Origin of the sequence: Paenibacillus lacisoli (genome assembly GCF_030580655.1) — a bacterium.
Lineage (GTDB): Bacteria > Bacillota > Bacilli > Paenibacillales > Paenibacillaceae > Paenibacillus > Paenibacillus lacisoli.
On the sequence record NZ_JAUQTB010000002.1, the window covers coordinates 68,109 to 81,142 of the forward strand.

The following is a 13,034-nucleotide window of genomic DNA, read 5'->3' on the forward strand; positions in this document are numbered from 1 at the left end:
TCACCCCTGTTCCGTTAGCAGCTGCTCAGCATTCCAGTCCTGAAGTCGAAAGCCGGCAATTTTATATACTTCCTGCAGGGCCGCTTTAAATTCCTGTTCCCGGTCCAGCTGTATCCTGCGCTTCAATTCATTCAAAATTAAATCTGCCGTCGAATGGCGTACAGCCATAATAAAAGGAAATCCGAATTTTCCGGTGTATTCACGGTTAAGCTGGCGGAGCTCTTCCAGGCCAGCTTCATGCATAGCCGCGATCCCTGCCCGCTGCTGCTCATGCTGGGAATGATCCGTCAGCTCCAGTCTGGCGCCCAGGTCAGGATGATTGCGCAGCAGCTTGAGCTGCCGCTCTTCATCGGCGGAAGCTACAATGCTGGAGGTGGCCGTATGCAGCTGCTCCCAGCTGGAGAAAGGCTTCTTCTCCCATACAAGCTCGGCAACCCAGGGAGAATGTTCATATATAGTTCCAAACGTATCGATAAATTGTTCAACCTTCCATTGGTTGATCTCTTCCCAGGTAACTCCCATCGTTTTACCTCCGGCATCTTTGTTGTTATTCATTGTAGGTTCGAACCGCCATTTATGGCAATATATTTAACATCTATTTGTTAAATATTATAACTCTTCTTTTTGTTTTTGTTCTTCATGCCTGATTCCCACTCTTTATTCTTATAAATAAAACACAAAACCTTCCATACCTATCGTATGGAAGGCTGCTGATATCATTTTTCTTTGATCTCTTTTTGCCCGCCTTTACGGAGAAAATTCATAAAAGTGAACACAATTTTGAGCTTTAATAAATCATTTGTTTTCTTAAAATCCATCTGCAGCAGACTGCTGATCTTCTCCATTCTGTATGCCACCGTATTGCGATGGACATAAAGCTGCTTGGCGGCCTCATTAATCAGACCATCATTATCGATATAGGCTTCCAAAGTCTGCATCAGCATCGGGTTGGATTGGCTGTCATAGGATAAGGGCTCGAGAACCTTCTCACAATACGTTCTCATTACATGATCAGGCACATGCTGGAACAGATACGCAAACTCCAGCGCCTGGAACTGCAGCACCGGATCCTTCATGCCAAAGCGGATCGCCAGGCACCTTGTATCCTGACACTCCTCGTAAGCTTCCCGAAGAGACTCCGGCTCAAGCTTAAGCCTGCTGATCCAGAACCGGGGCCCGCTTCCGTCCCCCGGTTTTGCAAGCTCTGCTGCATTGTCCCGGAACAGACACTCGAGCACATCTCCTGCATCCCGCTGATCCAGGCTGGCGTACAAGGATAGAATCCCCTGCTCCATCTGAAAATGAAGCGCTGGTCCGAGCTGTAAATGCGGATTGAAATGCAGCTCACGAAACAGGTGATCCAGCTGGTTTTCCCGGCTCAGACCACTGCCTTCCACGGTGGTCAGGACACATTGATAGGGACCCGCCAGCCAGTTCAAGCCCAGTTTATCTGTGAATGAAACTAGCTCGCCGAAGGACATTTTGCGTTCGAGATAGCGGGCTACAAGCTGCTGAACCTCCTCCTGTACGTTAGACAGAGCCTGATGACGTCCGGATAAGTCCATCGTAAATGCAAGCACATCTGCTGCCTGCCTGAACAACTCCTCCTCCGGACGCAGCGGCAATCCTCCTTCGGTAAAAACCAGCAGAGAACCCAGCAGCTCCTCATTACGCTGTATATGAATACGGTGACAGCTTCCGCTGTTCCATTTAACACGGGTATATGCACTCTTCCATGGCCAGCCAGATAACAGACCGGCCTGCTCGGTGCAGCTATTCGGATCATACAGCACATGTCCTCGTGAACCGACAATGACAACTGGATTGGCCAGAATCTGTTCCAATTCCGCGAACACATTGTCATGACGGCGGGATTGCAGGGCAAACTGCATCAGCTGCTTCTGGCGTTCAAGCACAGACTGCAGCACACGCGTACTCCGTTCATGTTCTGCGCGGAACAAGGCGTTCATCTGGTCAGAGAACGTGAACTGGAACGGGAGTTCCAGCAGCGGGAGCTGCAGCCGGTCAGCTTCCTCAAGGAATGCGGACGGGATCCGCTCCCAGAATCGTCCGAGCTTGATACCCAGGCCGGCACAGCCTTTATCATTTAACTTCCGCATCAGCTGCCTTGCTTCACCCGGATTGTCTTTCATCGCAAATCCTGTCGTAAACAACATTTCGCCTGAACGGGTCCAGTCTGCAATATCCGGCGCATCAATCACATTAACGGATTTCATGGTTCTCGTAGTGCCTTGAACTCCGGCCACCAGCTTCGCTTCGGATAGCGGATAAATTTGAAGCGCATCTTTTACCGTTAAGTGCATCCCCATCACCTCTTATATGTGACATGTTATGGTATATATATTCCTATATTGTTAATGATTATAACACGCATTATCGACCTATATCTAACACACCTCTAACACAAATAATGAATTTCTTTTGGCTTCAGCGTATTCATCTCATCCAGCACCAAAAAAGCCTGCAGCACAGCTGCAAGCTTTTTCAATAATATATAGTTCATCCATTCATTACGCTGACTTCAGGACTATGTCTTACATATTAACTCGCCGGAATATCCGTCATCTGCTGCAGCGCCCGCTCAGGCGGTACCGGCTTGCTGTAAAAATAACCTTGGGCATTGTAGCATTCAAGATGACGCAGCATGGCTACCTGTTCTTCTGTTTCCACACCTTCGGCGACGATATCAAGTCCAAGCTGCTTGGCCATGGAAATGATCATTTCTGCTATGGCACGGCTGTCTGAATCGGTCGCCATCTTATGAATGAAGCTGCGGTCAATTTTGAGACAGCCGATCGGCAGACTCTGCAGGTAGCTTAGCGAACTGTACCCTGTACCAAAATCATCCATCGAAACTGACACGCCCACCTGTTTCAGATTCTCCAGAATTCGGATTACATGCTCTTCATTATGCATCATCGCACTCTCCGTAATCTCCAGCTCCAGTAGAGACGGCGGAAAATCCAGTTCTTGCAGCAAATCGATAATCGATTGATAAATATCCGGCTTCATAAGGTGGATCTGAGATATGTTAACAGCCACGGGTACCACTTCACTCCCCTCCAGCTCCCACTGCTTCACCTGCATACAGGCGGTTCGCAGTACCCACTGTTCAATCGGCACAATCATGCCGGATTTCTCAGCAAGCGGGATGAATTTGAGCGGCGGGATCGTCCCCAGCAGCGGATGCTGCCAGCGTACCAGCGCCTCAACCCCTACCGTTCGACGGGAACGGATGTCAATCTTCGGCTGGTAAAGCAGCCGAAGCTGACCGTTGGCAATGGCATTCTCAAGGTCCCGTTCAAGCATCACCTGCTCCAGACTAGTCTGGTCGCTGGCTGCATCGTAGAACCGGTACTGCGCACTTCCATTCTCCTTCGCTTCATACATGGCCGTATCCGCATGCTTGAGCAGCAGCCCGGCATCACGCGCATCATCGGGGTAGCGGGAAATACCAACCGATGCGGAGAGTTTAACATCGTTGCGATCCACCGTGAATGGAAGATCAAATTCCTTGACCACTTCTGAGGCCAGCCACTTCACCCGTTCCACATTATGGACTTCAGGGAGCAGCACCGTGAACTCATCGCCGCCCATCCGGGCTATAAAAGAACCGGCTGGCAGACAGCTTCTGAGCTTCTCGGCCGCCTGCCGGATCACCCTGTCACCGAAGGCGTGACCGAACAGATCGTTAATCCGTTTAAAACGGTCCAGGTCAATAAAGAACAATGTGAAGCGCTCAGGTGCAGCCGGCTGATCGACCAGCTCCCCTTCTGCTTCCGGAGAGGTAAACTGCTCCAGCTTCATCTTGAACAACCGGCGGTTAGCCAGTCCGGTCAGTTCATCGTGATAAGCCAGATGGTGTATCGTTGACTGGTCCTGCTTGTGTGCGGATACATCTTTGACAATACTGTAAGCTCCAGCTAATTGCCCTTCTACCAGAATGGGCAGGGATGTGACCTCGGCCCATAGGATCAAACCCTCCCCGGTCTTAAGTTCAACTTCCATAATGTCAGCTTGTCCACTGAAAATCTGAGTAAAATGCAGTTCAACCCTCTGACGCTGTTCTTCTTCCAGCAGCTCCTCAAAGTGAAGGCCGATCAGATTACGGCCAAGGCGCCTGGACAGCAGCTCCCCCTGCCGGTTAATGTTCGTGATTCGCCCTTTTGCATCAAAAGCCAGAACACTATCCGGATTATGGGCAAAGAGCGACATATAGTGAACCTGCGTTTCGGCCAGCTGCCTGCTCTGGCGCTGCTGCCGATCGTTCATAAAATAATCAGGAATTGCGTAGATGCCTGCCAGTAGAAAGAGCATTCCAACGTAAGGCACCAGGTATGTATAACTATCGGTCTGGACGAGAATCGGAAGTACAGACACAGCGCACAGCATCGGAATCCCAAACAGCGCCATTCCGGCAATCAGCACACCCGGCCAGTTAAGCTTAGAACTAAGCCCGTTCTCATTGTTTCGATTCAACAGCGCAAAGACACGAAGGATAGAAAAGCTGATACTGATGACGATCGCGACAGTCATCCAGAAGAGTGACGGCTTCCACACCGTCCGGTCCTGGAAGAGCAGCAGCATGTTGCTGTAGTCAAACAGCATGATCATTCCGGCGAGCCCCAGACTGAATAAAATAAACTTGTCCTGTCCATGCCAAGGCCTGGATGCATATTGGATGCCAAAATGTGAAGCTGCATAGCAACCTGCAAAGGTAAAAAACAGGTGGATCAGGTAATAATCACGAAAAATCGGGATGGATAAGGATAATGGGACCAGTGTATGAGACACGGTAAAAAGAAACGCACTGCCAGCGGTAAGAGCACGTTTTCTCCATTTATCAGCTTCTGCCGAGGACCGCATGGAAGCCCCGATAGAACCAAAAGCGATAACCGCCGTTCCGGCAATACTGGCTGCTAATGCAAGCATAAGCCAGTTCCAATGAAAGGATAAGGAAGTAATTAAATTCTGCATAAGCGACCTCTTTCACAACCCGATCAGTCCTCAGGGCTGCATATAATGATTCTGAATCATATCTCATTACCCAAATTTGCAGGACTTATAACTTATTTTAGTAAATAATTCTGGTTTTCTTATCCAATATTCCTTCATACCCTCCGTTCTCGACTAGGTCTTTTTACCTTATATTATTTTTCGCTATTCTCCTCTATTTTCCTGCACTTTTCCAGACTGCTGCAGCGGTTTCTTCCAAATTCATTTCTTGCTATCATAAATACAGCAGCAGAATTGTACAGTCTCTAGAAGAAGGAAGGAAAAAGCATGAGTTTCAGATTAACCCGCAGGGTGATCAAACTGCTGTGTGGTCCGGCCCATTTTGCAACGGGCGAGCGTTATTGCCTCAATCGCAAAATATCATTTCAAATATACGATGCGGCGAACGGAAGATTTGCAGCGGAAGTTAAGTTCGGAAGGCAGATGACAGATCAAATTCATGTGACCCTGGATCAGCATGGCGATGTGCAGGCAAGCTGCAGCTGCGGACTTGCACGCACTGCATCGGGATATTGTCAGCACATCGCAGCAGTTTTGCTGGCCGTCCACGATCAGGAGAATTTCGGTGACGAGCCCGTCAAAGCCTATGCGCCAAGCCCGCTTGATGCCGCTCCCCCTGCTGGTGAACAAGCAAGGGCATTCTCTTCCAGAAGCAGGACAACCCAGGCAGACGCTGTGCTGGAGCTGTTCAGCAGCCTGAAGAAGCCGTCCATCTCGGATCATCACCTGCAGCTCCGGCAGCCTCTCAAGGTGGAATTCATCTGCCAGCCTTATTCCTACCGCGAAGACCGCTGGATGTTCGGCATCGAGATCAAAGCTGGTCCCCAGCGTTTATATATTGTTCAAAATATTCGCGAATTTCTGCGAGCAATCGAAACCGGGAAGCCCTATGTATTCACCCGTCAGTTCACGTATGATCCCCGGCTGCACAACTTCACGGCCAGAGATGAAGCTGTACTGAAGCAGCTCATCCAGTCCGCGCTGAATGAACGGCTGTACCGGGAGACGGTCACATCCAGGAATACTGCCAAAAGTGCAGGTGGTGAGCGGATGCTGCTGATCCCGCCAGCTGCCTGGGAACGGCTGCTGCCCGAGTTGACGGATGCTCCGTCATCCAGTTTTGAACATGAAGGAAAATTCTCACAGGAGGTTGTTCTCTCGTATGAGCCTCTGCCGCTCCGTTATGAATTCAGTGAGTCGGAAGCCGAAGGATTCCAGCTGCATATCGAGGGACTGGATGCCATTACCGTCATGACGGATTATCAGATCATCATCGCGAACGCCAAGCTTTACCGGGCTGCTGCGGAACATTGTCGAAGGCTGTCCGAGCTGCAATCCGTCGCAGGGCGCAGTCCCCGGCGTTCCATTCCGCTTACCCCTGAACAAATGCAGCCCTTTATGGACAAGGTTGTCCCTGAGTTAATGAAAATGGGACGTGTTCAGATCAGCCAGTCCGTGTCTGAACGAATGGTTCATCATCCGCTGCAAGCTAGGCTGTACCTGGACCGGATCAAGAGCAGGCTGCTTGCAGGACTCGAATTTCAATACGGCGATCTGGTTCTTAACCCTTTAGAGGAAAATCCCCGGCAGCATGGGGAGCATCGTATTCTGGTCCGGGACGGGCAAAAGGAGCAGCAGATTCTTCAGCTGATGGAGACAGCCTCCTTCGGCAGAACCGAAGCCGGTTACTTTATGGAAAGTGAGGATGCCGAGTTTGACTTTCTGTACCACACGCTTCCTCAGCTGGAAAAGCTGATGCAGGTGTATGCGACCACAGCAGTCAAGAATCGTCTCTATTCCAGCCTGGCACCTCCCAAGGTCCGGATCAACCTGGATCAGCGCCGCAACGACTGGCTGGAGTTCTCATTTCAACTGGATGGCATCCCGGAGAAAGAGATCAAGCTCGTTATTCAATCCTTGATGGAGAAACGCCGCTATTACCGTATGGCGAACGGAGCATTGATGCCCCTGGAGACCGAGGACATGCAGAATATCGTTCATATGATGAACGAATTAGGCATCCGCAAATCCGAGTTGGGTAACGGAACCCTCCATATTCCGGTCGTACGCGGTCTCCACCTGTTAGAAGAGCCGCTTGATGGAAGAGCGATTGAAATGGAGCCAGCCGTAGAGGCTCTTTTGCAGGAGCTGAAGCAGCCTGCGTTATCCGCCTTCCCGGTTCCTGAGCAGCTCCAGCCTATTCTGCGGGAGTATCAGGTCCATGGATATCAATGGATGAAGACGCTGGCCCGCTACAAGTTTGGCGGCATTCTTGCAGATGATATGGGCCTTGGCAAAACACTCCAGTCCATCACTTATCTCGCTTCCGTTCTGGATGACATCCGGGCAAGCGGGCAGCCTGCCCTAATTGTCTGCCCCTCTTCCCTCGTCTATAACTGGCAGCAGGAGCTGAAGAAGTTTACACCCCATATCAACGCAGTTGTATATGATGGCGGCCTTACTGAGCGGCGTTCGGCAGTCAGACGCGCAGAGCACAGGGATGTCGTAATCACATCCTATCCGCTGCTCAGAATGGATGCAGAATTTTTCGCGGAATATCATTTCCACACGGTATTTCTGGATGAGGCGCAGACGTTTAAGAATCATACTACACAGACTGCTCAAGCGGTTCGCTCGATCCAGGGGGATCAGCGATTTGCCTTGACGGGCACACCAGTAGAGAATGCTCTCGAAGAGCTCTGGTCGATTTTTCATGTCATTCTGCCCGTACTGTTCCCTGGCCGGAAAGCTTTTAGTGAAATGCCCCGCAGTCAAATCGCTGCAATGATCCGCCCCTTCCTGCTGCGCAGACTAAAGACGGACGTGCTGAAGGATCTGCCGGACAAAATTGAAACTGTGCAGGCTACAGAGCTGCTGCCTGAACAGAAAAAGCTGTATGCCGCTTATCTGGCCAGACTGCGTCACGAGACCCTCAAGCATTTGGACGAAGAAGGGTTCCAGAAGACGCGCATCAAGATTCTGGCCGGACTGACACGCCTCCGCCAGCTGTGCTGCCATCCTGCCTTGTTCGTAGAAGGATACAGTGGTACTTCCGCCAAATTCGAGCAGTTAATGGAGCTTATCGAAGAATGCCGCAGTGCCGGCAAGCGGATGCTGATCTTCTCCCAATTTACCGGGATGCTGGGGATCATCAGCCGCGAGCTTGGCTTCAAGGGTATCCCTCATTTCTACCTCGATGGGTCTACACCTTCTGCCGAACGCGTGGAGATGTGTGACCGCTTCAACCAGGGCGAGCACGAACTTTTCCTGATCTCGCTGAAGGCAGGAGGTACCGGGTTGAATCTAACAGGTGCCGATACGGTCATCCTGTATGATCTGTGGTGGAATCCTGCGGTAGAGCAGCAGGCTGCAGACCGCGCCCATCGCATGGGACAAACAAATGTGGTTCAAGTCATTCGCATGATCACACATGGTACGGTGGAAGACAAGATGTACGAGCTTCAGCAGTCGAAGAAAAATTTGATCGAAGAAGTGATCGCACCTGGCGAGGAATCGCAGTCTTCCCTTACGGAGGAAGAAATCCGCAGTATTCTCTCGATATGACCCTCACATACAACTAACCCTCCTTATCCAGACACCAGGTAAGGAGGGTTTTCACTTTGTACTGTATTTTCACTTTGTACTGTAATGCAATTCGGGTAGTTCGGCGACTGCGGACCCGGCTCAGATCTTTTGCTATACGTGAATTCAACATTTTATAGGATGAGGTGATGACTTGAAAGTATTCCTTCAAAGTATTGTAGCGATAATCGGATTAATTCTCTCATGGATGGCAGGCGATTGGCTGTATCAAAAAGGCGGTCAAATTGCTTTTCATCAAAATGTTCAAGGAGTAGGCAGGTCATTATATCTGTTTTACTTTTATTTTATGATTAACGTCCCGTTAACGTTTTTAGTTTACTGGCTCATTACCCGTTACATCAAACCCGCAGTATTAAAATTATTCTAACCCTCGTCGGTTATGCTCTGATCGGTACTTTGATTCCCACAGCGATCGGCGGTAATCCGCTTTCCTCACCTGAGGCACAGTTGTTATTGTGGTTCTTCTGGCCGGCTGAGCTGATCTTGGGATTTACCTGCAGCCTTGTATTTTTAAACAAAAAATCCCGTACCTTTCCAAAGGTACGGGATTAACTTTAACCATATGCAAATACCTGTGCGGTCTTCAGATCTTTATTCTTTGGTAACCAGCTTCAGCGGAGCCGGGATGGATTTCTCCACCGTTTTGCCCTGCAGAACATCTCTGGCAGCCTGTACAGCCATCTGACCAATCAGGTCAGGCTGCTGGGCTACGGTAGCAGTCAGAGCACCTGCCTTGATCGAATTCAGCGCATCCTCGTTACCGTCAAAGCCGACGACCGGAATGTCCTTGCCGGAGCTCTTGATCGCTTCGATAGCCCCCAGAGCCATCTCGTCATTATGAGCAAACACAGCCTGAACATCCGGGTTACCCTGGAGCAGATTCTCCATAACGTTCAACCCCTTGGTACGGTCAAAATCGGCAGCCTGCTTGGCAATCACATTCAGCTGCTTATCTGCCACTTCATGAAAACCTTTGCCGCGTTCACGGGTTGCAGAGGCACCCGGTACGCCTTCCAGTTCGATAACTTTTGCATTTTTACCAACCTTGGAGACGATATATTCAGCAGCCATTTGGCCTCCCTTGACATTGTCGGAGGCAACGAGCGCTTTCACGTCTCCTTTGTCTGCCGAGCGGTCCAGGGTGATTACCGGGATATTCAGACTGTTGGCCGATTGGACCACCGTGGAGATCGCGGATGAGTCGGTCGGGTTAATCAGCAGGGCATTCACGCCTTTCTGAATCAGGTCATCCACGTCGTTGCTTTGTTTGGCCGAGTCATTCTGGGCGTCTACCACAATGACCTCAATCCCCTGCTTCTTGGCTTCTGCAACAACCCCGTCCTTCAGTGCTACAAAAAACGGATTGTTCAGAGTTGAGATCGACAGGCCTATCTTCATTTCTTTGGGATTGTTGGTGTTGGCCGGCTTCGCCCATTCCGGCGGCTCCAGTGAGCAGCCTGTCATCAGAATCAGCAGCAGCGATATCAGGAACAATGATGTTTTTTTCATAGTTAGTCTTCTCCTTTATGCGGATTTCTTGCGGTCAATGAGTACGGCAATTGCGATAACGACCCCTTTGACGACCATCTGATAGAACGAATTGACGCCAAGCAGGTTCAAGCCATTGTTCAGCGTGCCGATAATCAGCACACCAATCAGCGTACCCACGATGCGGCCGCGGCCGCCGGACAGGCTGGTTCCTCCCAGAACAACCGCGGCAATGGCGTCCAGTTCATAGGATGTACCCGCCGTCGGCTGCGCCGAATTCAGACGGGATGTCAGAATGGAGCCGGCCAGGGCAGATAGCATACCTGCCAGGGAATAAATCATAATTTTAACACGGTCAACCTTGATACCGGATACGATGGAAGCTTTCTCATTACCGCCGATCGCGTAGGTTTTACGACCGAACGACGTTTTATGAAGAATCATCCACAGTACAGCAAATGTAATAATCATCGTAATCGCCGGCACTGGAATGCCGAATTGATAGCCGCGGCCGAACAACTGGAACAGCAGGCTGTCGCCCAGATTGGTAATCGGATTGCCGTCCGTATAGACCAAAGTCAAACCACGGAAGATTGTCATCGTGGCAAGTGTTGCGATAAAAGGAGCCATTTTACCCTTTGTAATCATCAAGCCGTTGACCATCCCCATAACACCGCCTAGCAGGCAGCCGATAATGATAGCAAGAATGGGATCAAAGCCCGCGACCATCATATTGGCCACAAAGGCACTGGATAATGCAAGGATGGAGCCTACAGACAAATCGATACCGCCGGTCAGGATGACAAAGGTCATTCCGAAGGCAATCAGTGCGTTAATGGAAACCTGGCGGAGCAGGTTCAGAATGTTAAGCGGTTCCAAGAAACTTGGATTCAGCACGGAAACGATGATAATCAGGATAATCAAGCCGAGCAGCGGTCCAAGCTTTTGCGTGATGTCTGACACTTTAAAGCCTTTTTGTCCTTTAGCGTTACTCATGGTTGTCATATTACTGTCCTCCTGTAGCTAACGTCATAATATTCTCTTGTGTTGCCTCTTCACGTGTCAGCTCGCCGGCAATCCGGCCTTCATGCACGACAACGATCCTGTCACTCATCCCCAATACCTCGGGCAGCTCCGACGATACCATAATAATGGCAACCCCCCGCTCGGTCAGCTCGTTCATGAGCTGGTAGATTTCCCGCTTGGCACCCACGTCTACGCCGCGTGTAGGCTCATCGAGAATAAGCAGGCTCGGACCGATCCCTACCCATTTGGCGATAACCACTTTCTGTTGGTTGCCGCCTGACAGATTACCTGCCGCTGTTTCCGCGGACTGGGTTTTGATCTGCAGTCTCTTGATCAGCGTATCGACAAAGTCTTTTTCCTTTGCACCAGAGATAAAACCCTTATTCGAAAAGCTGAACAAATTGGTTAAAGCCATATTCTCACGAATGGAGAAATCCAGAATCAATCCTTCATCCTTGCGGTCCTCGGTAATAAAACCGATGCCATGCTTGACCGCATCCACCGGTTTCCGAATCCGTACCGGATGCCCCTTCATGATAACTTCTCCGCCGTCCAGCGGATCAAGTCCGAACAGGGAGCGCATCATTTCCGTCCGACCGGAGCCCATCAAGCCCGAGAAGCCGACAATTTCCCCTTCATGCACATCAAAGTTCACATTCTCGAACCAGCCTTGACGGGTCAGCCCCTTCACTTCCAGCACCTTGCGGCCCGGGGAAGGGTGTCTGGACGGATAACGCTCGGTCAGCTCACGGCCGACCATTTTGCGGACCACTTCATCAAAGTTGGTCTCTGGAATGTCTTTCGTATCGACCGTCCGGCCATCCCGCATGATGGTAATCCGGTCACAGATCGCGAAAATCTCCTCCATCCGGTGCGAAATATAGACAATAGAGACACCCTCTTTTTTCAGGGCGCGAATAACCTCGAACAGCTTCTGGATTTCCCGCTCCGTCAGAGCTGCCGTAGGTTCATCCATGACGATTACTCTTGCCCGGGTCATCAGTGCCTTAGCAATTTCAATCATCTGCTGCTGTCCAACCGAGCAGGCACCGGCTTCGCTGAGCAGTGGAAGTGAAACAGACAGACGGTCCAGCTGCTCCTGTGCTAACGCTTTCATTTCCTTGGTGCTGAGCCAGCCGAATTTGTTCGTCATCTCCTTGCCAATGAACAGGTTGTCCAGAACGGTCATTTCCGGCCAAATATTAAGCTCTTGATGGATGAAAGCGATACCGCTGCGCTCCGCTTCTTTGGGATTCGCAAAATATGTTTCCTTCCCATCGATCATAATGATGCCTTCATCTCTCGCATGCAGTCCGATCAGAATGTTCATCAGCGTAGATTTCCCTGCCCCGTTCTCACCCATCAGGGCATGAACCTCTCCTTCACGCAGATCAAAGTCTACGCCGGACAAGACACGGTTTGTGCCAAAGGATTTGTGGATATTATTCATCTGGATATTCATGCTGTCTTCTCCTCCTCTTTAGCCGAAATGAACGCCGGCCTGCAAAATGCAGTTGGCATATGGTTTGGCCTCACCCGTACGGATCACGACCTTGGCCGACCGGGTCTTCTGCTTGAAGTCCTCATGCGCACAGGCTTCAATCGTACAACCGCTGAAGGTTGTCCGGATATCGTCCAGAGCTTCCGGATTGTCACATTCCATTTCACTCGCAATAGTAATCTTCTCCACCACCATGTCTGCAGCAAGCTCGGCCAGCACTTCTTTGAAGCTGGGTACACCGAGCTTCAGTGCCAGGTCGATTTTGGTAACGCCTTCAGGAACCGGGAGACCGACATCGGACACGACAATCGTGTCCGTATGCCCGAGATCTGCCAGCACCTTTGATATATGACTGTTCAAGATGCCATTTTTCTTCATT

8 protein-coding genes are annotated in these 13,034 nt (G+C 50.5%); 1 reads left to right on the plus strand and 7 read right to left on the minus strand.

Going from position 1 to position 13,034, the window contains the following annotated elements; all coding sequences use genetic code 11:
* The 3 genes from uraD to Q5741_RS04105 form a co-directional block, all read right to left on the minus strand.
* Complete coding sequence (gene uraD, locus Q5741_RS04095; protein WP_305022792.1) at positions 1–555, minus strand: 2-oxo-4-hydroxy-4-carboxy-5-ureidoimidazoline decarboxylase; 555 nt, start codon at positions 553–555, stop codon at positions 1–3.
* 161 nt (positions 556–716) lie between these two features.
* Positions 717–2,324, minus strand: a complete 1,608-nt coding sequence (locus Q5741_RS04100; RefSeq protein ID WP_305022793.1) for a PucR family transcriptional regulator — start codon at positions 2,322–2,324, stop codon at positions 717–719.
* 238 nt (positions 2,325–2,562) lie between these two features.
* Positions 2,563–4,998: a bifunctional diguanylate cyclase/phosphodiesterase gene (locus Q5741_RS04105; RefSeq protein WP_305022794.1), complete on the minus strand. Its 2,436-nt coding sequence runs from the start codon at positions 4,996–4,998 to the stop codon at positions 2,563–2,565.
* A gap of 306 nt (positions 4,999–5,304) precedes the next feature.
* On the opposite strand from Q5741_RS04105, the gene Q5741_RS04110 reads away from it, so the two are divergent.
* Positions 5,305–8,601: a DEAD/DEAH box helicase gene (locus Q5741_RS04110; protein WP_305022795.1), complete on the plus strand. Its 3,297-nt coding sequence runs from the start codon at positions 5,305–5,307 to the stop codon at positions 8,599–8,601.
* 630 nt (positions 8,602–9,231) lie between these two features.
* Here Q5741_RS04110 and rbsB read toward each other — a convergent pair.
* From rbsB to rbsD, 4 genes are read right to left on the minus strand one after another with little or no spacing between them, the layout of a single operon-like run.
* Positions 9,232–10,149: a ribose ABC transporter substrate-binding protein RbsB gene (gene rbsB, locus Q5741_RS04115; RefSeq protein WP_305022796.1), complete on the minus strand. Its 918-nt coding sequence runs from the start codon at positions 10,147–10,149 to the stop codon at positions 9,232–9,234.
* A gap of 15 nt (positions 10,150–10,164) precedes the next feature.
* A complete protein-coding gene (rbsC, locus tag Q5741_RS04120) occupies positions 10,165–11,133 on the minus strand; it encodes a ribose ABC transporter permease RbsC (protein WP_305022797.1) in 969 nt (322 codons plus the stop codon).
* Between the two features lies 1 nt (position 11,134).
* Positions 11,135–12,616, minus strand: coding sequence for a sugar ABC transporter ATP-binding protein (locus Q5741_RS04125; RefSeq protein WP_305022798.1), 1,482 nt, complete (start codon positions 12,614–12,616; stop codon positions 11,135–11,137).
* Positions 12,617–12,634: 18 nt separating this feature from the next.
* On the minus strand, positions 12,635–13,033 hold the full coding sequence (rbsD, locus tag Q5741_RS04130; protein ID WP_305022799.1) for a D-ribose pyranase: 399 nt from the start codon (positions 13,031–13,033) through the stop codon (positions 12,635–12,637).
* Between the last annotated feature and the right edge of the window lies 1 nt (position 13,034).